The sequence below is a fragment of the Candidatus Methylomicrobium oryzae genome, assembly GCF_016745425.1.
Lineage (GTDB): Bacteria > Pseudomonadota > Gammaproteobacteria > Methylococcales > Methylomonadaceae > Methylomicrobium > Methylomicrobium oryzae.
The window spans coordinates 55,441-80,059 of record NZ_JAERVK010000003.1 but is presented as its reverse complement, the minus strand read 5'-3'; the positions used below and the strand labels follow the sequence as shown (position 1 = coordinate 80,059).

21 protein-coding genes are annotated in these 24,619 nt (G+C 56.4%); 10 read left to right on the top strand and 11 right to left on the bottom strand.

Annotated features, from left to right (window positions below; genetic code table 11):
• Positions 1 to 4: 4 nt before the first annotated feature.
• The 4 genes from pilB to JJL52_RS04035 form a co-directional block, all read right to left on the bottom strand.
• Positions 5 to 1,717: a type IV-A pilus assembly ATPase PilB gene (gene pilB / locus JJL52_RS04050; protein WP_202051115.1), complete on the bottom strand. Its 1,713-nt coding sequence runs from the start codon at positions 1,715 to 1,717 to the stop codon at positions 5 to 7.
• 111 nt (positions 1,718 to 1,828) lie between these two features.
• Positions 1,829 to 4,624, bottom strand: coding sequence for a valine--tRNA ligase (locus tag JJL52_RS04045; protein WP_202051114.1), 2,796 nt, complete (start codon positions 4,622 to 4,624; stop codon positions 1,829 to 1,831).
• Positions 4,625 to 4,676: 52 nt separating this feature from the next.
• Positions 4,677 to 5,105 (bottom strand): DNA polymerase III subunit chi, encoded by a 429-nt coding sequence (locus JJL52_RS04040; protein WP_202051113.1) that lies wholly within the window; start codon positions 5,103 to 5,105, stop codon positions 4,677 to 4,679.
• Between the two features lie 18 nt (positions 5,106 to 5,123).
• Positions 5,124 to 6,611: a leucyl aminopeptidase gene (locus JJL52_RS04035; protein WP_202051112.1), complete on the bottom strand. Its 1,488-nt coding sequence runs from the start codon at positions 6,609 to 6,611 to the stop codon at positions 5,124 to 5,126.
• Between the two features lie 105 nt (positions 6,612 to 6,716).
• On the opposite strand from JJL52_RS04035, the gene lptF reads away from it, so the two are divergent.
• The 5 genes from lptF (at position 6,717) to JJL52_RS04010 (ending at position 10,231) form a co-directional block, all read left to right on the top strand.
• The gene (gene lptF, locus JJL52_RS04030; RefSeq protein WP_202051111.1) at positions 6,717 to 7,874 is read left to right on the top strand and encodes an LPS export ABC transporter permease LptF; all 1,158 of its coding nucleotides are present in this window, start codon (positions 6,717 to 6,719) and stop codon (positions 7,872 to 7,874) included.
• Positions 7,871 to 8,941, top strand: a complete 1,071-nt coding sequence (lptG, locus tag JJL52_RS04025) for an LPS export ABC transporter permease LptG (protein ID WP_202051110.1) — start codon at positions 7,871 to 7,873, stop codon at positions 8,939 to 8,941. The genes lptF and lptG overlap by 4 nt, the downstream gene beginning before the upstream one ends.
• A 169-nt stretch (positions 8,942 to 9,110) precedes the next feature.
• Complete coding sequence (locus JJL52_RS04020; protein ID WP_202051109.1) at positions 9,111 to 9,632, top strand: DUF1097 domain-containing protein; 522 nt, start codon at positions 9,111 to 9,113, stop codon at positions 9,630 to 9,632.
• 177 nt (positions 9,633 to 9,809) lie between these two features.
• Entirely contained in the window at positions 9,810 to 10,022 is a 213-nt protein-coding gene (locus JJL52_RS04015) for a DUF4177 domain-containing protein (protein WP_202051108.1), read from the top strand.
• The gene (locus JJL52_RS04010) at positions 10,019 to 10,231 is read left to right on the top strand and encodes a hypothetical protein (RefSeq protein WP_202051107.1); all 213 of its coding nucleotides are present in this window, start codon (positions 10,019 to 10,021) and stop codon (positions 10,229 to 10,231) included. Before JJL52_RS04015 ends, JJL52_RS04010 begins: the two co-directional genes overlap by 4 nt.
• Positions 10,232 to 10,416: 185 nt before the next feature.
• On the opposite strand, the gene JJL52_RS04005 is transcribed toward JJL52_RS04010, so the two are convergent.
• Genes JJL52_RS04005 through hflD form a run of 4 tightly spaced genes read right to left on the bottom strand, consistent with a single transcriptional unit; the run spans position 10,417 to position 14,081 of the window.
• Positions 10,417 to 11,763 carry a GldG family protein gene (locus JJL52_RS04005; protein ID WP_202051106.1) on the bottom strand — a complete coding sequence of 449 codons (1,347 nt, stop codon included), beginning with the start codon at positions 11,761 to 11,763 and terminating at the stop codon, positions 10,417 to 10,419.
• Positions 11,760 to 12,512 (bottom strand): ABC transporter permease subunit, encoded by a 753-nt coding sequence (locus JJL52_RS04000; RefSeq protein ID WP_202051105.1) that lies wholly within the window; start codon positions 12,510 to 12,512, stop codon positions 11,760 to 11,762. The genes JJL52_RS04005 and JJL52_RS04000 overlap by 4 nt, the downstream gene beginning before the upstream one ends.
• Before the next feature lie 2 nt (positions 12,513 to 12,514).
• Positions 12,515 to 13,450, bottom strand: a complete 936-nt coding sequence (locus tag JJL52_RS03995; protein WP_202051104.1) for an ABC transporter ATP-binding protein — start codon at positions 13,448 to 13,450, stop codon at positions 12,515 to 12,517.
• Between the two features lie 7 nt (positions 13,451 to 13,457).
• Positions 13,458 to 14,081, bottom strand: a complete 624-nt coding sequence (gene hflD / locus JJL52_RS03990; RefSeq protein WP_202051103.1) for a high frequency lysogenization protein HflD — start codon at positions 14,079 to 14,081, stop codon at positions 13,458 to 13,460.
• A 136-nt stretch (positions 14,082 to 14,217) separates the two neighbouring features.
• Between hflD and JJL52_RS03985 the strand changes: the two genes are divergently transcribed.
• The 5 genes from JJL52_RS03985 to JJL52_RS03965 all read left to right on the top strand — a co-directional run bounded on the left by JJL52_RS03985 (position 14,218) and on the right by JJL52_RS03965 (position 21,233).
• A complete protein-coding gene (locus tag JJL52_RS03985; RefSeq protein WP_202051102.1) occupies positions 14,218 to 14,427 on the top strand; it encodes a heavy-metal-associated domain-containing protein in 210 nt (69 codons plus the stop codon).
• 33 nt (positions 14,428 to 14,460) lie between these two features.
• Positions 14,461 to 16,692, top strand: a complete 2,232-nt coding sequence (locus JJL52_RS03980) for a heavy metal translocating P-type ATPase (protein ID WP_202051101.1) — start codon at positions 14,461 to 14,463, stop codon at positions 16,690 to 16,692.
• Positions 16,693 to 16,804: 112 nt separating this feature from the next.
• Positions 16,805 to 17,251 carry a substrate-binding domain-containing protein gene (locus JJL52_RS03975; protein ID WP_236994039.1) on the top strand — a complete coding sequence of 149 codons (447 nt, stop codon included), beginning with the start codon at positions 16,805 to 16,807 and terminating at the stop codon, positions 17,249 to 17,251.
• The gene (locus JJL52_RS03970; RefSeq protein ID WP_202051100.1) at positions 17,220 to 18,419 is read left to right on the top strand and encodes a TonB-dependent receptor; all 1,200 of its coding nucleotides are present in this window, start codon (positions 17,220 to 17,222) and stop codon (positions 18,417 to 18,419) included. The genes JJL52_RS03975 and JJL52_RS03970 overlap by 32 nt, the downstream gene beginning before the upstream one ends.
• 6 nt (positions 18,420 to 18,425) lie before the next feature.
• Positions 18,426 to 21,233 (top strand): bifunctional diguanylate cyclase/phosphodiesterase, encoded by a 2,808-nt coding sequence (locus tag JJL52_RS03965; RefSeq protein WP_202051099.1) that lies wholly within the window; start codon positions 18,426 to 18,428, stop codon positions 21,231 to 21,233.
• 154 nt (positions 21,234 to 21,387) lie between these two features.
• On the opposite strand, the gene wrbA is transcribed toward JJL52_RS03965, so the two are convergent.
• The 3 genes from wrbA to JJL52_RS03950 all read right to left on the bottom strand — a co-directional run bounded on the left by wrbA (position 21,388) and on the right by JJL52_RS03950 (position 24,587).
• Positions 21,388 to 22,017 carry an NAD(P)H:quinone oxidoreductase gene (wrbA, locus tag JJL52_RS03960; protein WP_202051098.1) on the bottom strand — a complete coding sequence of 210 codons (630 nt, stop codon included), beginning with the start codon at positions 22,015 to 22,017 and terminating at the stop codon, positions 21,388 to 21,390.
• A 141-nt stretch (positions 22,018 to 22,158) separates the two neighbouring features.
• Positions 22,159 to 23,349 carry an EAL domain-containing protein gene (locus JJL52_RS03955; RefSeq protein WP_202051097.1) on the bottom strand — a complete coding sequence of 397 codons (1,191 nt, stop codon included), beginning with the start codon at positions 23,347 to 23,349 and terminating at the stop codon, positions 22,159 to 22,161.
• Between the two features lie 599 nt (positions 23,350 to 23,948).
• Positions 23,949 to 24,587: a DUF4126 domain-containing protein gene (locus tag JJL52_RS03950; RefSeq protein WP_202051096.1), complete on the bottom strand. Its 639-nt coding sequence runs from the start codon at positions 24,585 to 24,587 to the stop codon at positions 23,949 to 23,951.
• Between the last annotated feature and the right edge of the window lie 32 nt (positions 24,588 to 24,619).

Here is a 24,619-nt window from a genome sequence, read left to right as displayed (position 1 = left end):
TCGTTTATTCCTTCGTCACCCGGTCAATTTCTTCAATACTCGTCACGCCCTGGCGCACTTTGTTCAGGCCGGATGCGCGCAGATCGTTGATCCCCTCGGCTTTCGCCTGATCGGCCAACTGCATCGCGTTGCCCCCTTCAAGGATCAGCCGGCGCATATCCTCGCTCAGCGTCATCACCTGATAAATGCCGACCCGGCCTTTGTATCCGTTCGTACAATGTTCGCAGCCGACAGGCTTGTAGATACGCAGCGCTTTCAATTCTTCCGGTTTAAAACCGGTCGAAATCAATACATTTTCCGGATAGTCGGCAGGCTCCTTGCAATGCTGGCATAAACGGCGCGCTAGACGCTGGGCCATAATCAGATTGATCGACGAGACTATGTTGAAGGCCGGAATGCCCATTTGCATTAGCCGGTTCAACGTCTGCGGCGCATCGTTCGTATGCAGGGTAGAAAGCACCAAGTGGCCGGTTTGGGCCGCTTTGATCGCAATCTCGGCGGTTTCGAGGTCGCGAATTTCGCCGACCATGATCACATCCGGGTCTTGCCGTAAAAAGGCGCGCAAGGCGCCGGCGAAAGTCAGGCCTGCCTTCACGTTCATGTTGACCTGATTGATGCCTTCCACGGTAATTTCGACCGGATCCTCGGCCGTTGAGATATTGCGTTCGATCGTGTTCAGGATATTCAGTCCGGTATAGAGCGATACGGTTTTACCGCTGCCGGTCGGCCCCGTAACCAGCACCAAACCATAAGGCCGATTGATCGCATCCAGAAAAAGTTTCTGTTGGTCAGGCTCGAAACCCAATTTCTCGATGCCCAACTGGGCGCTGGTCGGATCGAGCAAACGGAGCACGACCTTTTCGCCGAACAGGGTCGGGCAAGTATTGACCCGAAAATCCAGCGTGCGGTTCTTAGAAACGATCAACTTGATCCGTCCGTCCTGAGGCACCCGGCGTTCAGCGATGTCCAGCCTGGCCATCACCTTGATCCGGGAAATTACCTTGGTGGCGACCGACGACGGAGGACTTGCGACCTCGTGCAGCATACCATCGGTACGGAAACGGATACGGAAGTTTTTTTCGTAAGGTTCGAAATGGATATCGGAAGCGCCTTTCTTGACTGAGTCGAGTAGGATTTTATTCACGAAGCGGACGATCGGCGCATCGTCCACGTCCGAATTGACTTCGTTCTTGGCCGCCTCTTCTTCGACACTGGAAACCGCGAGGTTGCCGAGATCTTCGTCGAGTAAGCTCGCGATCGACGTCTCGGGCGCCTCGAGAGCGGCCTCAATCGCCTTGTGCAGCTTATCTTCTTCGACAATGATGCATTCGGGATGCAGGCGGGTTTGAAACTTGATTTCGTCGAACGGTTGATGGTTCGTCGGGTCGGCCATTGCGACAAAGATCGTTTTGCCGCGCACGAACAGCGGCAGGATCTGATATTTGATGATCAATTTTTCGTTGATCAATTTGACCGGCAACGATTTTAAATCGAGCGCATCGAGTTCGAGAAAAGGCACCCCGAACTCGGCCGAAGCGACGGACGCGATCGTTCTGGCGCTAACCAGCTTATTGGCAACAAGATAACTCACCAGAGAAACGTTTTTCTTTACCGCTTCCTGCGAATGAGTTCGTGCCTCGTTTTCAGAAAGAAAGCCTTTCTGAATGAGGCACTTGGTAATACCATTAAAAAGAAATTCGGTCGTTGGCGTAGACATCGCTATATTGAGCATCAAATAGAGAATTTGATACTAAATATAGATGATCGGCCGGCAACTACAAGACAAACCTGCAAAAGAAAGCGGATCTATTTCGTGCTTTGCCTGCCATTACAGACTCTGGATTTTTCGGCGCTGTTGTTCGAGATTATCCAACGAGGAACGCAACTCGGTCAGCTTTTGCTCTTCTTTCTTCAGCACCTCGGCCGGCGCCTTATTCACGAAGTCGGAATTGTTTAGCTTGCCCTCGACGCGCGGCAGTTCCTTCTGAATCTTTTGAATTTCCTTGTCTAGGCGGGCCAATTCGGCGTCCTTGTCGATCAAGCCCGCCATCGGGATCAGGATTTTCAAGGCGCCGACCAGAGCAATCGCCGACTCCGGAGCGGCCTCTTCATCGGCCAGCCAGGTAGCCGACTCCAGACGGCCCAGCTTGTGCAGGTACATCCGGCTGCTTTCGAAATAAACCCGATCCTTCTCACTGCCGTTCTGCAGTAATATCGACAGCGGCTTGCCCGGTGCGATGTTCATCTCGCCGCGTATCCGGCGCACGCCCAGGATAAAGTTCATCACCCACTCGGTTTCGGCCACCGCTTCCGGATCGTCCAGCGCAGGATCGGTCACCGGATACGGCTGCCGCATGATCGTTTCGCCCTTTATGCCGGCCAGCGGCGCAACCCGCTGCCAGATTTCCTCGGTGATGAATGGGATAATCGGATGCGCGAGCCGCAAGGCGGTTTCGAGCACAGTCACCAGGGTATTGCGGGTGCCCCGCTGCAGCGCCGGATCGTCTGCCTGCAGCGAAATTTTCGCCAGTTCCAGATACCAATCGCAGAACTCGTTCCAGATGAATTCGTAGATCGACTGGGCGGCCAGGTCGAAACGGTAATGGTCGATCGCCTGGCGGGTCGAGTCGATCACGTGGTTCAGTCGCGCCAGGATCCAGCGGTCGACCTGGGTTAAGCTCATAGGCTCGCCCGATAAACCGTTATCCATTCCCTCGGTATTCATCAATACGTAACGCGCCGCATTCCAGAGCTTGTTGCAGAAGTTCCGGTAGCCTTCGGTGCGCGCCAGATCGAAGCGGATGTCGCGCCCGGTCGAAGCCAGCGAGGCGAACGTGAAGCGCAAAGCGTCGGTGCCAAACGACGGGATGCCGTCCGGAAACTGTTTGCGGGTCGCCTGTTCGATTTTTTTCGCCAGATGCGGCTGCATCATGCCCGAAATCCGTTTCGCGACCAGGCTTTCGAGGTCGATCCCGTCGATGATGTCGATCGGGTCGAGCACGTTGCCTTTCGACTTGGACATTTTCTGGCCTTCCGCATCGCGCACCAGGCCGTGGATGTACACCTCCCTGAACGGCACGTCACCCTTGAACTTCAGACCCATCATGATCATCCGGGCCACCCAGAAGAAAATGATGTCGAAACCGGTCACCAATACGCTGGTCGGATAGTGGCGCGCCAATTCCGGCGTTTTGTCCGGCCAGCCCAGCGTCGAAAACGGCCACAGCGCGGACGAGAACCAGGTATCGAGTACGTCTTCGTCCCGGCGCAGCGGATATTCCGCCGGCAGATTATGCTGTTCGCGGATCGCCTGCTCGGAGCGGCCGACATAGGTATTGCCGGCCTCGTCGTACCAGGCCGGAATCCGGTGCCCCCACCAGATTTGCCGGGAAATGCACCAGTCCTGGATGTTGCGCATCCATTCGAAATAGGTGTTCTTCCAGTTGTCCGGCACGAATTTGATGTCGCCGTTCTCGACCGCCTCGATCGCAGGCTTCGCAAGGGGCGCCACGCTGACATACCACTGGTCGGTCAGGAACGGTTCGATCACCGCGCCGGTGCGGTCGCCGCGCGGCACCATCAGCTTGTGGTCGGCGATTTTTTCGAGCAGGCCCGCCGCTTCGAGATCGGCCACGATCCGTTTACGCGCCTCGAAACGGTCGAGCCCGCGGTATTTTTCCGGAATCAGTTCATCGTCCGCCACGCTCGCGTCGCGGGTAAAAATGTTGATCAAGCCGCCGTGCGGCAGGTTCTGGATCACCGTATTGGCACGGTGCCGGGTCCAGACCTCGTAATCGTTGAAATCGTGCGCCGGCGTAATCTTTACGCAACCGGTGCCGAATTCGGGATCGACGTAATCGTCCGCGATGACCGGAATTCGGCGCCCGGTCAAAGGCAGTTCCAGAAACTCGCCGATCAGGTGCTTATAACGCTCGTCGCCGGAATGGATCGCGACCGCCGCATCGCCGAGCAAGGTTTCGGGCCGCGTGGTCGCGACGATCAGATGCCCCTGCCCGTTCGACAGCGGATAACGGATGTGCCACATCGAGCCGCTTTCTTCTTCGGACAGCACCTCGAGATCGGAAACCGCGGTATGCAGCACCGGATCCCAGTTGACCAGCCGCTTGCCGCGGTAAATCAGGCCTTCCTCATAGAGGCGGATAAACACTTCCTGCACCGCATCGGACATGCCCTGGTCCATCGTAAAGCGTTCGCGGCGCCAATCGACCGAGGAACCCATCCGGCGCAATTGTTTGGTGATCATCCCGCCGGACTCTTCCTTCCATTGCCAGATCCGTTCGACAAATTTCTCGCGCCCGTAATCGTGGCGGGTTTTGCCTTCTGCATTGCACAGGCGCTCGACGACCATCTGCGTCGCGATCCCGGCATGGTCGGTGCCGACCTGCCACAAAGTGCTGTGCCCCTGCATCCGGTGATAACGGATCAAGGCGTCCATGATCGTATCCTGGAACGCATGGCCCATGTGCAGGCTGCCTGTCACGTTGGGCGGCGGAATCATGATGCAGTAGGAGTCGCCTTCGGCTTTGGCGGCAAAATAGCCGTTTTCTTCCCAAGTGTTGTACCAGCGTTGTTCGATGGAGTGCGGGGCGTATGTTTTATCCATTAATCGATTATTGTTTTTCTAAAGCAAAGAATGAAATGAGTTGAAAAAAGGATTAAACCTTGTGAGTAACGGGCGTTAAACCTAATTGCTGATAGCGACGATAACGTTGCCGGCCCGCCGATTTGATTTCAGGCGTGTCGTCGACAATTTCTAGAATTCGCTCGGCCTGATCCATGTGTTCGGGAAATTGAATGGACACATTGACGATCACCTTTTGCCAGGGGAGCGGCGGCTCGGAGGAGCCGATCAGAATGACGTTCTCAAAGGAGGGATCGGCTCCCGTATAAAGCTGATGAGGAATGAAACTGCCGCGTCGAAAAGTCCAGAGCAAATCGTCGAGCTTTTGGGCCTGTGTGTCGGTATCGGTCCGCACATAGCAAAAGCTGCCGCTCCGATAAGCCTTTTCGACGAGCTTGCAGACGAACAGCAGCCGCTGCTGTTCGTCTTCGGAAACCAGGACATAGAACGCAACCTCGGGCATCGATCCTGAAACGGCGGCTTAAGCCTTCTGGCTGCGGTTGATCAGGTACTGGCACAACAGCGGCACCGGACGTCCGGTTGCGCCTTTGTTGGAGCCGGTGCGCCAGGCGGTGCCGGCGATATCCAGGTGCGCCCAACGGAAGTTTTCGGCGAAGCGGGACAGGAAGCAGGCGGCGGTAATCGTGCCCGCATCCTTGCCGCCGACATTGGCCATATCCGCAAAAGGCGACTTTAAGAGTTCCTGATATTCTTCCCAGAGCGGCAGGCGCCAGACGCTGTCGACTGCGGTCTCGCTCGCTGCGATGAGATCGTTGCACAGAGCGTCGTCATTGCCGAGCAGGCCGCTCGGCACCCGGCCCAGTGCGACCAGGCAGGCGCCGGTCAGGGTCGCCATGTCGATCACCACGTCGGGGTTATAGCGCTCGGCGTAGGTCAGCGTATCGCACAGGATCAGGCGGCCTTCCGCGTCGGTATTCAGGATTTCGATCGTCTTGCCGGACATGCTGGTCACGATGTCGCCCGGCTTGTTCGCATCGCCGTCGGGAAGATTCTCGGAAGAAGGCACCAGGCCGACCACGTTCAGCGGCAACCGCATTTCGGCAACGGCCTGCAGCACGCCCAGCACGGTCGCGCCGCCGCACATGTCGTATTTCATTTCGTCCATACCCTGCGCCGGCTTCAGCGAAATGCCGCCCGCGTCGAAGGTCAACCCTTTGCCGATCAGTACGATCGGCTTGCTGTTGCGCTCGCCGCCCTGATACTCGAGCGCGATCAATTTGGCCGGCTGGCGGCTGCCGCGCGAGACGGACAGCAAAGACCCCATTCCGAGCGCCGCCATCTCGGTTTCTTCGAGAATATTCACGGTCAATTTATCGAAGCGGGCAAGTTCAAGGGCCTGCTCGGCCAGATAGGAGGGGGTACAGATATTGCCCGGCAAATCGCCGAGCGTCTTGGTCAACTCCATCGCCGCCGCAATCGCCTTACCCTGCAGGAGCCCCTTTTCGGCGGCCGCCCGCTCGCTTTCCGGCGCGCTGATCACAACGCTTTGCAGTTTGGAATCGGGCTCTTTTTCCGCTTTCAGCTGAGTAAACTGGTAAATCGCATCATTGAAGACCTCCACGATCTGGCGGATTTTCCAGGCCGAATCGGCGCCTTTGACTTCCGCTTCGCCGAGGCAGCAAACGGCCGATTTGACGATCGTTCTTTTGAGGCCATTGACGGCGGCCGCAAGTGCTTTACGGTACGTTTTGGCGTTCAGAGCATCCTTTTTCCCAAGCCCGACCAATAATAAACGCTCGATGCCACCCTCCGGCAGCGCATTGACCAGCACCGTTTCGCCGTTCTTACCGCTCAGATCGCCGCGCTCGACAATTTTCTTTACAAGCCCGCGGGTCAGGCCGTCGAGTGCCGACGCCGCCGGCGTCAGTGGGCCTTCCTGGTAAATGCCAACGATGATGCAATCAGATTGCAGTTTTTCTATGGGCGCACTTTCTATAAAATAATCCATTGCTTTTTACTTTCTGTCTAATCGCTCTCGGTAGATTCATCCGCACCGGAAATTAGACCGTGCGAATGAACAATTTACGGCGATTATACACCACTTGTTACGAATATGATTGAGGAGACGCGCTTGGAGGCAAACTGGCCGCAAGGCACTTATGCGGCACGAAAGCCGCTGTTCGGCGTCCTGGACAGGATGATCGCGACGGACCTTTTCAAAACGATGCTGTCGGTCTGGTCGGTAATCGTCGTGATCATCGTCAGCCGCAAGTTCATCAAAGTACTCGACCAGGCCATCGCGGGAGAGATCTCGAACGACGTGCTGCTGACGATTCTCGGCCTTAGAACGATCATCGCCGGAGTCACGTTTTTACCGGCTGCCACTTTCATGGCCGTGCTGATGGTGTTGGGGCGCATGTACCGCGACCAGGAAATGTCGGCGCTCCAATCCGCAGGAGCCGGGGCAGGCGCGATTTACCGGTCGGTTTTTCAATTCGTAGTCCCGCTGAGCCTTGCGGCGGCCGGCCTGTCGCTTTATGTCGCGCCGTGGGCGGAAGCGACGACAGAACAGCTGATCAGCAAGGACAGGCAATCCGCCGACATTCGGGGCATTGCTCCCGGCAAATTCAGCGAATACAGCGGCGGCGATCTGGTGTTTTACGTCGAGGATATCGGCAAGGATAAAACCATGCACAAGGTTTTTGTGCAGCATCGGCAAAAAAGCGGCTCCCTTGCTGTCGTGAATGCCGAAACCGGCCGCCTGGAAGACCTGCCGGACGGCCGTTATATCGTACTGCAGCAGGGGGAGCGGATTCAGGGTCAACCCGGCGAACTGGATTATGTAATCGAAGAATTTAACCAGTATGCGGTCCGGATCGACGGTAAGGAAGCTTTCGTGCGCGAACTGCGGGAAGCGCTACCCAGCGAACGATTGTGGAACTCGGACAAGCCGCCTGAAACCGCCGAGCTGCAGCGGCGCCTGGGGATTCCGTTCGGCGCCCTCCTCCTGAGCTTCATCGCGGTGCCGCTGGCGCAGTTGTCTCCCCGCGGCGGCGTTTACGGCAATATCCTGACCGGGTTCTTGATTTTTTTCATTTACGGCAATCTCGAACGCGTCAGCCAGGGCTGGGTCACAAAAGCGGTCATTCCGCCCTGGCTCGGTCCGGCCAGCGTATATGGTTTGCTGCTCGCAATCGGCTTGGTCTACCTCGCCCGCTTTTTCGGCTGGAAATGGTTAATGCTTAAAGTCAAGGCATCGAGAACCCAATGAATGTATTAACCCGCTATTTGGTCAAGGAAATCCTGAAGGGCTCGCTGATCGCGATCCTGTTTCTGCTAACCCTGTTCAACCTGTTTACTTTTACCGACGAGATGAAGGATCTGGGCAGAGGCAGCTACGGGCTCAAAGAAATCGCCCTGTACCTGGCCCTGACTTCGCCGCGCGTCTTCTATGAGCTGGTGCCCGCCTCGGCCCTGCTCGGCAGCCTGTTCATCCTCGGTGCGATGGCCAATAACCGCGAACTGATCGCCATGCAGGCGGCCGGCCTCTCGGTACCCGGCATTATCCGCGCAGTAATGGCCGCCGGGGCAGTGCTGGTAATCGTTTCGATCGGCGTCGGCGAATGCGTTGCCCCGCTCGCCGAACGACAGGCACAGCTGATCAAATCCGTCGCCAAGCACGATGCGGTTCAAACCCATACTTTGTATGGAATCTGGCTGCGCGAAAAAAACAAGTTCATCAATGTTCGAAAAATCGAGGACAACGGCGATCTGGCCGACATCAGCATTTACGAACTGGATGAAAATCGGCGCTTGCAAAGTACCCTGCATGCCGACCATGCCAGTTTTTTAGGAAAGGAGCAATGGCAGTTGCAGCAAATCAGGCAATCGGATATTTCCAAAGAAAAGATGCGGGCCGCGGCTTTCCCGGAACAGCGGCTGAATTCTTCGATCGCACCCGAGATTCTGGACATTACCGTGGTCAGCCCGGACAATTTATCCGTTCTCGAACTGGCTAGATATGCCGATTTTCTAAAGCGAAACCACCAGAAATCCCAAGTCTTCGACCTGGCCTTGTGGAGCCGCCTGGTCAATCCCTTCGTGACCTTCGTGATGCTGATGATTTCGGCGCCTTTCGTGATCGGCGTCAGGCGCGGGATCAGCGTCGGCGCGCGGATGATCATCGGCGTGGTGATCGGATTGGGATTCAATATTATCGACAAAATCGTCGGGCATTTAGGACTCATTTACGAACTGAACGCTCCGCTGACCGCCTTATTTCCGAGCTTGCTGACCTTCCTAGCGGCTTATTGGGCATTACGCCGCAGTTACGCCTGATTGTTGCCCGGTTTATCCGGCGGCCAATATTTGTTAACATCCCGTCCGGGCAACGGACGGAAGTTGCGTTCTTTACCCTGATGCAGCGCGCTGGACTTTCATCGGACCGCCTCCCTGATGAAATCCATTGATTTTCCGTAATGTCGAGGCGTTTTTAATGGAGAATCATATGAACAAACTCACCGCCCTTTCCTTCAGTATCGGCCTCCTGGCAGGCGCCGCGACATTCTTTGCCGTAGGCCCTCTCAATGGTTATTTTTTCATCTGGGCGGCAACAATCCCCTGGGCGACCTATTTTGCGCTCGGCGCCAACGATGCAGCCCTCAAGGGCTCGCTGATTTGCAGCATTTTCGGCGTCGTCATGGCCTGGGTCACCGCTTTCCTGCTTTTGAACGTGCCCTCCGACGCGATGCTTGGATTCCCGTTGATGGCGGCATTGACCGTCACGGTGGCCGTGATCGTGATGTGCCTGGCTGCTGCGATTCCGCAATTGTCTGCGATTCCGGCCAGCGTGTTCGGATATTCGATGACTTTCGCCTACCTCTTGCAGACACCGGATAAAATGGCAAAAGACGTTCTGCTCGGCGCTTCGTTCAGCAATCCGCTCGTGGTCATTTCCGTATCGATCGTGATCGGAGTTTATCTCGGCAAATTTTCGGCGCTGTTGGCCGAAAAATGGACCACTAAATAATCTCGATACACTTCAATCTAAAGGATCGATACACTCCGCCTTGAACCTTTGAGGCGGAGTCCTTAGCATGGCCTGTCATCGAAGAACGGTCTTCTCAAGCTCTACCTGATTTTTCAAAGCCACTCGCTTTCTTCCTTCTATAATGAACGCCTACTTGAACACCAAACCGAGGTCTGCATGAAAGAATATAAAGTCGTGATTTATCAGGAAGGCCTGCTCGGCTCTCTGCTGCTTGGCGCATCCAAAGTCGACCCGGTCCGCTTCAGCGAATTTTTGAACGGTAACGCCAGACAAGGATGGAAGGTGGTCACGATGGAAAAAGACATTCGCCGCATGCTGCTCCTATGGAGGCGCGAAGCCTATCTGGTCATCATGGAGCGGGACCAATGAGAACCGGTGCGATCATCTGTCTGGCCATCTTCGTCATCTGGGTCGTCATTGCTCTGCTCCAGTTATGGTTCGCTCTGTTAAGCGGCGAAATCTTCCTGAAGCTGACGATTACCGCTGCTGCACTCTTTGTAGTCGTCCTGGGGGCTGCCTTGGTGGTGCGAGAGTATGTCGACGAGAAAAAAATGAAAGATGACGGCTACATCGACTAATATCGCTCCGAAGAGGAGCAGCGGGTTGCGTTAACCGCTCTTGCACACTGACTCATCAACATCAAGCCGATTTCCCCGCTATCCGAGGATAAGCCCGTATGGCCTGAATCGTAAGGAACCGGGTAATAAAGATTTCATCGCAAAACCCTGCCACACGGTAACGAATGACCGAAAAAGCCATGTCCTCATCGGCGCCTGCGCCGGTGCCAGATCGTAAATCCGGTAACGAGCAAGCAAAGCGGCAGCACGATCAAAAAGCCGAAGCCGATCACCGCAATGCTGGTTAGGGTCAGCTTCAGGGTCCGGTCCGGCGCGGTTTTGGCGGGAATATCGATAAAACGGTCGTCATGGACCAGCCAATTGATCATGCGCAGCCCCATGTCCAGATTGCCGGCGTTATCAATATAGGTGTTCGCAAGAAAGTCGCCGTCGCCGACCACAATAATGCGCTGTTCGCCGCCGTTTTCCAGATTCCGCGTCAAGGCGTACGCCAGCGTAATCGGCCCTTGCTTTTCGGCGCTGTCCGGATGGAAACGTATTGTTCCGGTCAATGGTCCGGTTTCGGTCCAGGACTCGGGGCCGCTGTTCAGCAAAGGGACACTCTCGAAATCGATATCGGCAGCGATGTCGAAACCGGCCGCCGCGGGATACACGGTCAGCGTCTGGAAATTGCGGGTGACCGGATGGCGGCTGTATTCACTGACGATCACGAAGCTCGGATCATTGATTCCGGCCAGTTTGGCCGCCTTGTCGACTATCCGGCCCGGCAAGGGATGCAGGCCGAGCAGAGGCCAGATGAAATCGAGCGTCTTGTCGCCCGGATCGGCCAAAAGCAACAGATTACCGCCGCGCTGCACGTACTGCTTGACGATCTCGATCTCGCCGGGCAGCAACGCAACCGAAGGCGAAGCGATCACCAGCAGCGCCGAATTGTCCGGTATCGCCGGCAGCTTCGCCAGATTGACCGTTTGCGCATTGATCCTGCGCCGCCGCAGCTCCTTGCTGAAGCGGTTCAAGTCGAAGTTCGCCTCGCCGTCGGGCGAACGTTCGCCGTGTCCGGTCAGGAAAGACACCCAGCGGTCTTCCGCATGCGTCAATTGCAGCAAGGCATTGGTCAGCGCCGCCTCGTCGATAAAATTCAGTTTTTCGCTGCGGCCCTGATATTCGACCACGACCAGCCCTTCCTCGCCGATATTCAGCTCGCGGGCCTTTTGCGGATCGTTGTTCGGGTCGACGAAGTCCAGCTTGAGGTCCGGCTTGAGATGGGTATAGCGGTCGACCAAATGCGCGATCTGCAGGCGTATCGGCAAACCGGTCTTGATGTAGGCGGTCACGCTGACTTTACCGGACATTGCCTGCAACAGCTTCCGGGTGGCCGGCGACAGCGTATTCGAGCGGGCCTCCGTCCAGTCGGCCTGATACGAATAGCGCGCACTCAGCCAGGCCGCCCCCCCCACCGCGCACAGAAACAGCAAAGTCAGAAGCCGGTTTTTCAGGCGGATTTGTTGATGCACATGGCGCGTCAATTTCATTTTTGCAGACGGTCGTAATCGAGGCGGCGAATGCTCAGCACGAGAAAAACGGCGGTAAACAGCAGGAAATAGGCGGCATCGGCGGTACTGACCAGGCCGCTTTGCAGATTCTGGAAATGGCGCAGTATCGACAGATACTCAAAGACATAAGCCCGCTGTTCACCCATGCCGGCAGTCCAGTCCAGAATCCACAGCAAGAGCAGCAGGCCGAAGGCAGTCATCGCGGCGATTGTCGGATGACTTGCAATGCAGGAGGTATAAAGGCCGGTCGCCGCGAACGCCGCAGCCAGAAGGGCCAGCGCGAACAGGTTTGCGGCAAGCTTGCCCAGGTCCAGGTCGCCGCCGACCAGCAGGGACAAGGGCATCAGGGCAGTCAGCACGACCATCACCCATAACAGGCCGACCACGCCGAAATATTTCCCGAGCACGATCTCGGCATTGGAAACCGGCGCGGACAAAAGCAGCGCCATTGTCTTGTTCCGCCGTTCTTCGGTAATCAGGCGCATCGTCAACAGCGGCGTGACCAGCAGAAAAATGATCCCCGCATTGCCGAACAGCGGCGTCACCACGATATCGGTCAACCCGGGTGCATTGTCGAGCCCCGCCAGTTTCGGCTGCAGCATATTGAACGCTTCGACCTGGGTCAGAAACAGAAAGGCCAGGATCGCCTGCAGAATCGCCAGAAGCGTCCAAGCCAAGGGCGACAGGAACAGCGATTTGAATTCGCGGGCGGCGATCGTGAATGCCATTTTCATTCCGAATCCGCCTCCGTCTCCCAGGTCAATTGGATGAATACGTCTTCGAGCGATTTTTTGACCGGTACCAGTTCCTCCAGCCCCCAGCCGGACGCCACGACCAACTCGGCAATCTGCTTGGCGGGATTGTCGTCGACGCCGTGATGCACGAACAGGCGGGTGCCGGCCAGAGGCTCGACCGACAGCACGCCCGGCAAGGCCGACAGCGCCTTCAGATCCGGCGGGATGCGGGTAATCACTTCCAACGTGCAGCTGTGCATGTGCCGCTGCAAACCGGCGATCGTCTCGTGCAGGACCAGGCGGCCTTGATGGATAATCTGGACATGGGTGCAGGACTCTTCGACTTCGGTCAAAATATGAGTCGATAGAATGATGCCGTGTTCCCGGCCGAGTTCGCGGATCAGCGCCCGGATCTCGCGGATTTGCAAGGGATCGAGGCCGACCGTCGGCTCGTCCAGAATGATCACTTTCGGACTATGCAGGATCGCCTGGGCGATGCCGGTGCGTTGCTGGAAGCCTTTCGAAAGGTTGCCGATCAGCTTGTCCCGCACCTCGTCCAGCCCGCAGCGTTCCTGCACGCGCTTGACGGCGCCCGGAATCGCTTTTTTATCAACCCCGTGCAGTTCGGCGCAATAGGCCAAAAATTCGTTGACCGTCAAATCCCGGTATAAAGGCGGTGTATCGGGCAGATAGCCCAGATGGCGCTTGGCTTCTTTCGGACGGTCGAGCAGGTCGACGCCGTTGATCAGGATCTGCCCGGCGCTGGGCGCGAGGTTGCCGCAGAGCATCTGCATCGTGGTGGTCTTGCCGGCGCCGTTCGGTCCCAAAAGGCCCAGCACTTCGCCCCGATGCAGCGTAAAACTGATATCGTCGACCGCACACTGGCTTCCGTAATAACGGGACAGATGATTGGCCTCGACAAGAACGGTCATTATCGCGTCAAACCTGCTGCAGCAGGTTTTCCAGCTCTTTCTGGATTTTTTTGCGGTAAAAAATGAATTTCCAGCGCGCGCCGCCGCATTGTTTCCACAGAATCACCGAACGGATGCCGGCCAGCAGCAGCGCTCTGATCTTGTTGACGGTATCGGGCCGCGACAGGTAGGTTTGCTCGCCGTTGACCATGATGCGAGGCTGCAGCGTGCTGACCGTACTGTGATAGACTTCGCCGAGATTGGCCAGCACGTTTTCGTGCAGAAGGCCGAAATGTTCGCTTTGCGCCTGGGCTTTCTCGACGCCGACCCGGATCGCATCGAGCAAATCCTTCCGCGATGAAAGCTGATTCTCCAGAAACACCAGAGTTGCCGCATAGCGGGCCTGTTCCGGATTATCGACCCGATAGCCGGTCATTTGCGACTGCAATTGCCTCAAGCCGAGCTTCAGGCCGTTCAGCCCGCCGTAAACATCCAGCACACTTTCCGAATCGATTTTCAGCACACTTCCGATGCTGGCGTTCAGCGCCTCCTGATCGCAGGTACCCCGCGTCGCCAATTGCTGCACCAGCGCCGCCGCCTGTGCGACCCCCGCCAATGCGATGGTTTGATTGGTTAGTGTTTTTAATTCCATGATTCGCGCAAAGGTGATTCACCAAGCAAAGCAAGCAGCGCCCGCCCCCTCCTTCTCCTGCATTTATATCATGATTATCCGGTTTCAGTCGAGTATGATATAACTTCGGGAAATTACGAATACGAGGAGAATGAACATGGCTGAATTCGTTGAATTGGCAGTTACCGGAATGAAATGCGGCGGCTGCGAAGCAAATGTCAAAAGCAAACTGGGCGCGATCGACGGCGTGCTGTCGGTGACCGCATCGAGCAAGGAAAAAAAGGTCGGCGTCGACTATGACGCTGCGAAAACCGATCTGGAAGCGATCAAGGCGGCGATCGCCGAGGCCGGCTTTTCGGTCGAATAATCCGAATCCGATGGGAATCGCCGGAGAGACCTCATGAGCAAAGAAGAAGCATCGAACGAACTGCGCTTGTCGATTTTAGGGATGAGCTGCGCCGGTTGCGTCAGCGTCGTCGAAAGCGCGCTGAGCGGCGTGTCCGGCGTTACCGAAGTCAGCGTCAACTTTGCGGACCATTCCGCGACCGTAAAAGGCGAAGCCGATCCGGAACGGTTGATCCGAGCCGTCAAGGACGCGGGCTACGAAGCGGCGGTGATGGAAGGATTCGAAGATCCGGCGGAACAGGAAGAGCAGGAGCTGGCGCGTTACCGGATGCTGCTGAAAAAAGCGGCGGTCGCAGGCGGCGTCGGCGGCCTCCTGATGCTGCTGGAAATGGCGGACTGGCTGCCGGACATGGGCTCCGCCACCGGACGCTGGTTCTGGCCGGAAGTCGCGATATTAACCTTGGCGGTGCTGGTCTATTCGGGCGCGCACATTTACCGGGGCGCGCTGAAGGCCCTGCAGTCCGGGCAGGCGAACATGGATACCCTGATCGCGGTCGGCACCGGCGCCGCCTGGCTCTACTCCTGCATCGTGATCGAGTATTACGGCAGCCTGCCCTCCCTGGCCAAGCATGCTTATTTCGAAGCTGCGGTCGTGATCCTGGCATTCATCAACCTGGGCTCGGGCCTCGAAACCCGGGCGCGCGGCAAGACTTCATCCGCGATCCGCCAATTGATCGGCCTGCAGCCGCGTACGGCCCGGGTCGTTCGGAACGGCGCGGAACTCGACGTGCCGATCGAAGACGTGGGCCTCGGCGAAACGCTCAGGGTCCGCCCCGGCGAAAAAATTGCGGTCGACGGCGTGCTGATCGAAGGCCACTCGTCGGTCGACGAATCGATGCTGACCGGCGAACCGATGCCGTCCGAAAAAATCGAAGGCTCCACGGTCGCCGCCGGCACGATCAATCAAAGCGGCAGCTTCCTGTTCAAGGCGACCCGCATCGGCCGCGATACCGCGCTGGCCCAGATCATTCACAGCGTGCGCCAGGCGCAGAACAGCAAACCGGAAATCGCGCGACTGGCCGACCGGGTTTCCGCGATTTTCGTGCCGGCCGTGATCGGTCTGGCGGTCTTCACCTTTCTGGTCTGGTACGGTTTCGGTCCGGAACCGTCCCTGGGTTATGCGTTCGTCACCTCGATGACCGTGCTGGTAATCGCCTGCCCTTGCGCGCTGGGCCTTGCAACCCCGATTTCGGTGATGGTTTCGGTCGGGAAGGCCGCGCAAACCGGCATACTGATCCGCAAAGGCGACGCCTTGCAAACAGCCGGCAAACTGACCTGCCTGGTGCTGGACAAGACCGGTACGGTCACTCAGGGCAAGCCGAAGGTCGTGTCGATCGAAGGCGCCGGCGGTTTTTCCGAAACCGAAGTGCTGCAACTCGCGTCCAGCCTCGAAGCCGGCTCCGAGCATCCGCTGGCGGCGGCCGTGCTGGCGGCAGCGCGGGAACAAACGGTCCAACCGAAAAAAGTGACGCAATTCAAGGCAATTACAGGCCACGGCGTCGAGGCGACGCAGGGCGGCCGCCGCGTCGTATTCGGCAACCGGGAACTCCTGGAGAAAGAAGGCATCGATCTCGCAAGCCATCAGGACAACCTTGCCAAACTCAGCGCCGAGGGCAAAACGCCGATGCTGCTCGCGGTCGACCGGCAGTTCGCCGGCATCGTTGCCGTCGCCGATCCGATCAAGCCCGATTCGGCCGCTGCGGTACAGCGGCTGCGCAATCAGGGCATCCGCGTGCTGATGGTGACCGGCGACAATCCGATCACAGCCCAGGCGATCGCGCAGGAAGCCGGCATTGCCGAAGTCAGGGCGCAAGTGCTGCCGCAGGATAAGGCGGCCGTGGTCAGGGAACTGCAGGCTCAGGGCGAAACGGTCGGCATGGTCGGCGACGGGATCAACGATGCGCCGGCGCTCGCGCAGGCCGACGTCGGCTTCGCCATCGGGACCGGCACCGACGTCGCGATCGAAAGCGCGGACGTGGTGATCCTGCAGGGCTCGCTGATGAAAATACCGGAAGTGATCCGGCTGTCGCAGCTTACCGTGGTCAATATCAAACAAAACCTGTTCGGCGCTTTTTTCTACAACACGATCAGCATTCCGGTCGCCGCCGGCCTTTTGTATCCTTTCGCCGGCATCCTGCTGAATCCGATGATCGCGGGCGCGGCGATGGCGATGTCTTCGCTGACCGTGGTCAGCAATGCAAACCGCCTGCGCTGGCAAAAACTTTAAACTCCGAATTTCTTCCCCCAAGACGGACTCATGCCCGCAGCGCCAAGACTGTCTTCAATTCATCATCCGACGATTCCGGTGACTAGACGCTCCTGCGCAAGGGACGGCTAAATTGCGCCTTCGGAAACCGATCATCAGGAAACTGATTACTTCGGCAATCGTCGGCGTTTGCCTGGGCTTGTGCCCGGTTGTCGCGGGGGCGGCGGAAATCATCGTCAACGCCTCGGTCCCATCCGCGCATTATTCACGCGCCGATACCCGGGCAATCTTCGCGATGCATCTGAGGATCTGGCCTAACGGCGAACCGATCAAGGTTTTTACGCTGACCGACGACGACCCGGTCCATAAAGACTTCGTCAAGAACAGCCTGGACATGTTTCCGCACCAGTTCCGGCGCGCCTGGGACCGAATGATCTATTCCGGTACCGGCATCGCTCCGGTCCAGCTCGACTCGGAACGGGAGATGATCGAAAAAGTCACCAACACGCCGAATGCGATCGGCTATGTAAGCAAGAAACCCGACAGCAATGCGCAAATTCGTCTGTTCGATTATCAATAGCGGGCTGAGTCTGGGCATCCTGTGGAGCCTGCCGTTGGCGGGCAGAGCCGGAGATTTGCCCGACGAAATCCAGGTGCACGGCTTTCTCGCGCAAAGTCTGTTCCACACCTCGGACAATAATCTGTTCGGGCAAAGCGACGACGGCATCAGCCTCGGCATCACCGAGATCGGCCTCAATTCGTCCTATAAACCGTCTAACCGCTTGAGCTTTGCGATTCAGGGGCTCTACCGCCGGGCCGGAAACATCGATCGCGGCAGCGTCCGGGTCGACTACGGACTTGCCGACCTGACCTTGTGGGAATACACATCGGGACGGCTCGGGCTGCGCGGCGGGCGCGTCAAAGTGCCGCTGGGGTTATACAACGAAACCCGCGACGTCGCATTTACGCATCCGACAATCCTGTTGCCGCAAGGCAATTATTTCGAACGCTCGCGCTCGCTGCTGACTTCCGGCGACGGCGGCCAATTTTATGCCGAACAGCATACCGGGTACGGCGATTTCAACTTTAAGTTCAACTATGTCGTTCCGCTGGGCAACAATCAGGAAATCCGGTCGATCCAGTTGGGCCCTTTCGCGCGCGGCGAATTTGAGGCCCAACCCACCGTGGTCACCCAACTGAGCTACGAACTGAACGGCGGCGAATACGTCTTCGCGGTCAGCTATGCGGACCTGCAGCTGGATTACCATCCGCTGGCGGGCGACAGATTCGGGCCGGGCACTTCGTTTGTACGTCCCTTGATGCTGTCCGCGCAGTACAACGGCGAAAAATTGACGCTGACCGGAGAATACAATTACCGCCGAAACGTGGTCAAAGGCTACGGCATTCTCCCCAATAGCCGTTTTACGACCGAAAGCTGGTATGTCGAAGGCAGTTATCGGTTTCTACCGAACTGGCAAGTCACGGTACGCTACGATACGATTTACGCCAACACCGACAACCGCAACGGCATGGGCTTCGAACGGATCGGCCTGCCCAACCACGCCGCCTATGCCCAGGACTGGACATTCGGCCTGCGTTGGGACATCAACCGGAGCTGGATGGTGCGCGGCGAATATCACCGCGTGCATGGCACGATGTGGCTACCGCAGGCCGATAACCCGGACCGTTTGCATACCACCCAGGAGGACTGGGACCTGTTCGGTGTGCAAATCTCTTTCCGTTTCTGACCCCCCATGCCGAGATCGCCGTTCTTTTTCAGCCTAAGATGGAAACTCGCTATTTTATTCGGCAGCGTGTTTCTGCTGATGCACAGCATTTTTTCCTATTTCGCCTATCGCCATGCGATCGAAAGCTTCTATCTCGACCGTGTCAAGGAGCACCGGAATCATCTCCATATCGCCCGGGCCCTGACCGAAGATTCGTTTTTGGTACTCGAACAGCTCGCGGAAATGCTGTCCATCTTCGGGGAACAACGCTCCCGCTCCGACACAAGCCGGGGGCAAACCTCATTCACGATGCTGGACGAAAAATGGTCGCGATGGCAGCTCAGTTGGGGTATCGAAAACATCGTTTTTTTCGACAGCAACGGCGCCACGATCAAATCCTGGGGAAGTCCGATGCCGACCGACGACGCCACCATCCACAAAGTGATCCATTCCGAAATACCCGGACACCGCACCATTTGCGACTCCATCTGTTTTCAGCAGGCCGTGGTGCCGGTTATCGGCCGGTCCCAAACCGTCGGCGCCTACGGCGTGACCCGGTCATTCGCGGACATCATGATTAAATACAAACAGGCCACCGGTGCGGATATCGGCATTCTTTCCGCCGACACCACCTTATCCGGCGCGCCCGAGCATCCCTGGCCGTATCAACTGGCAGGGCTGACCCTGTCCGACAATAAAGGACTGTATCAATACATCGCCGCGCATGTAGCGCTGTCCGAACTGAACGATCAAACTAAAACGATTCACCTCGCCGGCGCCACATACGAAATCGGAATTGTGCCGATCCAGGAAGATAAAAAGCAGTCGCCACTGTTTTTGTTCATCAACGATATCACCGAAATCGAAGAAAACCTGCAAAAAGACCTGCAGAAAGTCTGGCTGTATGGCGTGATCAGCCTGTTGGGCTCCCTGACCCTGCTGCCAGTTCTGCTGCACTACACCTTTTCGCGTGTCGCGCGGCTTTCGGGAGCGCTGCCACTGCTGGCGGCACACCAGTACGACAAGTTCCGCGAACGGATCGGATTCAAGAAAATCGCTTCGACCGATTATGACGAGGTCGATCAACTGCACCAGACCGCCTTGACGCTGGCCCAGCAACTGCAATCGCTGGAACAGGAAGTGCACAGCAATACCTTGACATTGATCAAGAAAAGCCGGGAACTGGCAATCGAGCGCGACTTCATCCGGCAATTGATCGACACCGCGCCGATTATCATTCTGACGCAAAAACTGAACGGCATTATCCTGACGATCAATCAGGCTGGAGTACAGGAATTGGGCCGGGAAGAACATTCGATCAAGGGCAAGATTTTCGATCTTTTAATCCCCGAAACCGAGTGGGAACACCACAAAAAACTGAGCATGCTCAGATCGGGAGAAATTACCGGGCAGTTCCAGGTCGACGGGCAATTGATTTCCGAAACCGGCAAGACCCGCGATATCTCCTGGCTGCACTCGCTGTTCAACCCGCCGAACAACCCGGACGAAGCCGTGATTCTGACCCTCGGCGTCGATAACAGCGAAAGGTCGCAGTATCAGCAGAAAATGCTGACCCAGCCGATCCAGGATCCGGTCACCGGCCTCGCCAGCTATCAGCAATTCCGCGACGAACTGACGATCGCGCTGGCAACCGCGCGGCGTTACGATTATTTGATCGCGGTACTCCTGTTCGATATCGATCCGTACGAAGAGATCAACAATCTTCATGGTCCGCGGGCAGGCGAAATGATGCTGACCTGGGTGGCGCGCCGGCTGAAAGACAGCCTTCGCTCGATCGACAGGCTCAGCCGAATCAACAAAAACGTTTTTGCACTGTTGATTTCGCACGTCAAGCCGGATCACCTCGACAACTTCGCGAAAAAACTGATTCAGGACATCGGCGCCTCGCCGTTTATTCATACCGGGAAAAATTATCGGCTCAACGCCCATATCGGCATCGCGGTGTATCCCGAGCACGGACTGACGCCGAACGATCTCTACGCGAATGCGGATGCGGCGCGGCTGCACGCCGGACAGATCGGCCCGGGCAGCTTCCACTGCTGCAGGTTGAGTCAGGACAGCCAGCTGAAGATCGAGCAAATGCTGAACCTCCGGCAGATGCTCGAACAGGCGATCATGAAAGATCGGTTCGAACTGGAATACCAGCCGGTGCTGGACAGCCGATCGTCCGAACTGCATCATTACGAATGCCTGCTGCGCCTGCCGCAGGACGACGGCGAGCAGCTGCTTCCGGAAGTTTTCCTGAATCACGCGGAAGAACTCGGACTGGCCGGAAAAATCGACTGCATTGCGTTCAAGCAGGCGCTGCGCACCCTAAACGAAACCGGCCGGCAAGGAAAAGACTTTCGCCTGTCGATCAACCTGTCCGGCAAAGTTTTCGAAGATTCCGGCTTTTACGACGATGTGGCTTACTTGTTCGACCTCTACGATATCGGCGCGGAAAAAATCATTTTCGAAATTCCCGAAGCGGCCGTCGAATCGCACTATACGCAGGCAAAAACACTCATTCAACAATTCAAGAGGCTGGGCTGCGGCGTCGCTCTGGATAATTTCGGCGTCAGCTTTTCATCGTTTTATTATTTGAAGAACCTGCCGATCGATTACGTAAAAATCAGCGCCCCGCTAATCCGCCAGATTGATCATACCCTTGACGATCGGATGTTCGTCAAATCCTTGTCCGACGTCGCCCATACGTTCGGCAAACTTACGATCGCCAAATCGGTCGAAAACGGCGGCGTGCTGGAAACGCTTAACGAACTCGGCATTGATCTGGTTCAGGGCAGCCTGATCGGCAACCCCGAATCGTCGATTTAGCGGCCGAAGGCTGAACCCGGCGAGCGCCCGGGCACGGTAACGCCGGGCCATTCATTTACCCGGCCAAAGTGAGGAGGCGCCGGACCGCTACGGAAAACGCCTCATTTTTCCAGCTCTGCGTTACACTGAAAACCGCTCCGCAACCGCTCCCATTTCAAAAGCGGGCATTTCCGGAAACCGTGCAGGCGGACAATTTTTTGGCGATTTTCGCCACATGCTCGCCCTGGAACCTGGCGATGCCCAATTCGTTACCCGACGGCTGCCGGCGATTATCTCCGCCGGCCAGCGTTGCCGCGCCGTAAGGCGAACCTCCGGTGATCTCTTCCATGTTCAGAATGCCCTGGCAGGAATAAGGCACGCCGACGATGACCATCCCGTGGTGCAGCAGTGTCGTATGAAACGAGGTGACGGTGGTTTCCTGGCCGCCGTGCTGCGTTGCGGTGGAGGTAAAAACGCTGCCGACCTTCCCGATCAGGGCGCCGCTCAGCCAATGTTTGCCCGTCTGGTCCAAAAAATTGCGCATCTGCGCACACATGTTCCCGAAACGGGTGGGAGTTCCGAAAATGATCGCGTCGTAATCGGGCAATTCCTCGATCGTTGCAATCGGCGCTTCTTGATCCAACTTGGCCCCGGCCTTGCGGGCCGCCTCTTCCGGCACCAGTTCGGGCACCCGCTTGACGACGACTTCAATCCCTTCGACGGATCGCGCCCCTTCGGCAACCGCCTTCGCCAGGGTTTCCACATGACCATACATGCTGTAATACAAAACGAGAATACGGGTCATCGTTAGCCTCCTTACGATAAAGTTCGCACCTCTCTCATGACGCGGATTTGTCCACAACCTCTTCGACCACCCCGCCGATGAAAACGTCCCATTATTCTCAATGCCGAATTCGGTTACTTGGATCGTTTTTCTCCCTTCGAGTCAATATTCGGCAATGATGTCGACCAGCAAAATGCGCTGCTCATCCAGACGGAGCGACAGTGTCTTGCAGAGCAGGCCGGTGCTGAAATCCCGGTAACGTTCGGACGCCACGATCCGATGACTGTTCTGGACATGCTCTAACGCCAGCAATTGGTAAAAATAGGAGCGCCACGACCAGTTGAATTCGGCCTCCGTCGGCTCTTCATGCCACTTTCCCTCGCCGAAATTAAAATTCGGCGAAATCTGGTTGCCCTCGGCATCGCAAAGATAAAACCGCAGTACGCCGCTGAGCTCGAAGGGGGTGGTCGCTAACTCGCCGAGATTGAAATCGGTTGTCAGTGCAACCCGCAACAATTCGACCGACCTTTTTATCTGTTCGAAAAATGTCAGTTTTCGAGTTTCTTTATGCAATGTTCTTTGGAGAAATTTTTTTCTCAGCAGCCCAAACTGGCCGTGGTAATGATCCGGGTTTTTAAATTCGGCCTCCGCCTTCGAAAATAAATAACCCTGGATGAAATGGGCGCCGCAGTCCAATGCATAAAAGAATTCCTCCTCGGACTCGACGCCTTCGCAAACGAGACGGCACCCGGTGCGTTTGCATAAATCGGTAATCAAATGCACGACATCGTGCTCGATTCCTCCTTTCAAAGCCTGCTTGAACAATTCCATATCCAGTTTGATCATATCCGGGCGAATCGCAATGACTCGCTCCAGTTGAGAATAACCGGCACCGAAATCGTCAATGGCAACCTTCAAACCGTGTTTGCGGTATTCCTTCACCACGCCGATCAGCTTTTCCAATTCGACTTTGGATTCGGTAATTTCGATGATCACGCGGCTCTTGTCGATGTTGAGCTCCTGCAACATTTGCAGTGTCGGCAGTGCCGTAAAATCGTCAATGTAATTTATCCAGGAGGCGGAAATATTGATTGCAAGATAACCTTGAAAATTGCTTTCGTCGAAGTGTTTCAGCGCCTGGCGCCGCAACATGCGATCCCATAATATTAACTGACTGTCCGTGATAAAGGGCGAATTGAACAAACCTCCTGCGGAAATGACATGGCCGTTTTCATCGTATTGTCTGGCTAAGACTTCATAGCCGACAATACTGCCGCTGGCCGTACAAATAATCGGTTGGAAATAAGGAAACAGGATTTTTTCAATAGCCTTCGATGAAATCGAGTCAGACATGGCAATTGTCCAATTACGACGCTGCTGATCGTAATAGGGAAAAGGAGAGCCTGTTACTGATCTTAAGACGCTGTCCTTCCTTTTCGGGAAAGCCGGCGAAGTGAGTGACATTGATTGTGCGGGGTCCATTAAATCTCATTTTCATGATTTTTCGTAAATTGGCGCTAACATAAAAATATAGCGTCATCGTTTATCGCCTTTAATGACGCCCCAAGGTTAAGCAAGATGCGCGCCAATCGATAAAATCATTCGAAAGTGATTGAAAGCTTCTCAATTGTTCGTCTTCATATTGCGGCACATTTGCCGGAATCGACGAAAACACATGCACGCAATTTTTTGCCCTTGATTCTTGAGCATAAGCCGAGAGAAAACGGCAAAATTATGGATATCGCAGAAACGCACCAACATTGATCGCCTTGCACTATAGCGAAGCAATGAGTCCCGATGCCATGCCCAAAACCGGATTTGATAACTTTTTTACATTGCCAAGAATCGGCATGGCGAGCTTTGGGCATCGGATTTATGGCTTCAGACTCTAATCATAAATCGACGACGGCTTTCTGTTTCAAATCGACTGTGGAATGCACTTCTTACTGAAATTAAGGCGAATTCGAACCGGATTGCTGTTCCGACTCCGAGCCGAAAAACCGCGTAATCGCCCGGAAAACCTTCTTGATGCCGTTCCAAAGCTTCGGCAACAGCCAGACCATCAACGCAATAAAAAGCACAAGCGCGATCAGGAACACCAACGGATGCTGAAGCGCCGCCCAGACGCCGGCCACGACCGCCATGTCTTCGCCGACCGAGGCGGCCCAGTTGCTGAACGGCTCCGGCGAAGTATTGATCAACACCCGGCTGCCGGCCTTGGTCATATGCGAGCCGGCCGCCATGCCGCCGCCGACGATCGCGGCGGCCAGCTCGACCGCCGGGTTCAGCTCGCCGACCGCGCCGGCGGCCAGCATCGCCCCGGCCGGTATCCGGATGAAGGTATGGATCGCATCCCAGCCGGTATCGACGCCCGGCGTCTTGTCGGCAAAAAATTCGACGCAGTACATCAGGCCCGCCGCCAGCATCACGGCCGGATTCGCAACGACCTGCAAATCCGGCGGCAACACGATGTTGCCGCTGTTGGCGAGAAAGCCGAGCGTCAGCAGCGTCGCATAGAGATTGATGCCGCTGGCCCACGCCAGGCCCATCGTCATCGCCAAAGTCGCGGTTATCTGGTTCAGTGAATCCATAGAAGTCAGCCGATTGTGGATTGAATAATGTC

What these genes read in the sequence shown, in the direction of transcription:
- pilB (WP_202051115.1), bottom strand. Translation starts at nt 1,717, where the DNA reads ATGTCTACGCCAACGACCGAATTTCTTTTTAATGGTATTACCAAGTGC.
- JJL52_RS04045 (WP_202051114.1), bottom strand. Translation starts at nt 4,624, where the DNA reads ATGGATAAAACATACGCCCCGCACTCCATCGAACAACGCTGGTACAAC.
- JJL52_RS04040 (WP_202051113.1), bottom strand. Translation starts at nt 5,105, where the DNA reads ATGCCCGAGGTTGCGTTCTATGTCCTGGTTTCCGAAGACGAACAGCAG.
- JJL52_RS04035 (WP_202051112.1), bottom strand. Translation starts at nt 6,611, where the DNA reads ATGGATTATTTTATAGAAAGTGCGCCCATAGAAAAACTGCAATCTGAT.
- lptF (WP_202051111.1), top strand. Translation starts at nt 6,717, where the DNA reads ATGATTGAGGAGACGCGCTTGGAGGCAAACTGGCCGCAAGGCACTTAT.
- lptG (WP_202051110.1), top strand. Translation starts at nt 7,871, where the DNA reads ATGAATGTATTAACCCGCTATTTGGTCAAGGAAATCCTGAAGGGCTCG.
- JJL52_RS04020 (WP_202051109.1), top strand. Translation starts at nt 9,111, where the DNA reads ATGAACAAACTCACCGCCCTTTCCTTCAGTATCGGCCTCCTGGCAGGC.
- JJL52_RS04015 (WP_202051108.1), top strand. Translation starts at nt 9,810, where the DNA reads ATGAAAGAATATAAAGTCGTGATTTATCAGGAAGGCCTGCTCGGCTCT.
- JJL52_RS04010 (WP_202051107.1), top strand. Translation starts at nt 10,019, where the DNA reads ATGAGAACCGGTGCGATCATCTGTCTGGCCATCTTCGTCATCTGGGTC.
- JJL52_RS04005 (WP_202051106.1), bottom strand. Translation starts at nt 11,763, where the DNA reads ATGAAATTGACGCGCCATGTGCATCAACAAATCCGCCTGAAAAACCGG.
- JJL52_RS04000 (WP_202051105.1), bottom strand. Translation starts at nt 12,512, where the DNA reads ATGGCATTCACGATCGCCGCCCGCGAATTCAAATCGCTGTTCCTGTCG.
- JJL52_RS03995 (WP_202051104.1), bottom strand. Translation starts at nt 13,450, where the DNA reads ATGACCGTTCTTGTCGAGGCCAATCATCTGTCCCGTTATTACGGAAGC.
- hflD (WP_202051103.1), bottom strand. Translation starts at nt 14,081, where the DNA reads ATGGAATTAAAAACACTAACCAATCAAACCATCGCATTGGCGGGGGTC.
- JJL52_RS03985 (WP_202051102.1), top strand. Translation starts at nt 14,218, where the DNA reads ATGGCTGAATTCGTTGAATTGGCAGTTACCGGAATGAAATGCGGCGGC.
- JJL52_RS03980 (WP_202051101.1), top strand. Translation starts at nt 14,461, where the DNA reads ATGAGCAAAGAAGAAGCATCGAACGAACTGCGCTTGTCGATTTTAGGG.
- JJL52_RS03970 (WP_202051100.1), top strand. Translation starts at nt 17,220, where the DNA reads ATGCGCAAATTCGTCTGTTCGATTATCAATAGCGGGCTGAGTCTGGGC.
- JJL52_RS03965 (WP_202051099.1), top strand. Translation starts at nt 18,426, where the DNA reads ATGCCGAGATCGCCGTTCTTTTTCAGCCTAAGATGGAAACTCGCTATT.
- wrbA (WP_202051098.1), bottom strand. Translation starts at nt 22,017, where the DNA reads ATGACCCGTATTCTCGTTTTGTATTACAGCATGTATGGTCATGTGGAA.
- JJL52_RS03955 (WP_202051097.1), bottom strand. Translation starts at nt 23,349, where the DNA reads ATGTCTGACTCGATTTCATCGAAGGCTATTGAAAAAATCCTGTTTCCT.
- JJL52_RS03950 (WP_202051096.1), bottom strand. Translation starts at nt 24,587, where the DNA reads ATGGATTCACTGAACCAGATAACCGCGACTTTGGCGATGACGATGGGC.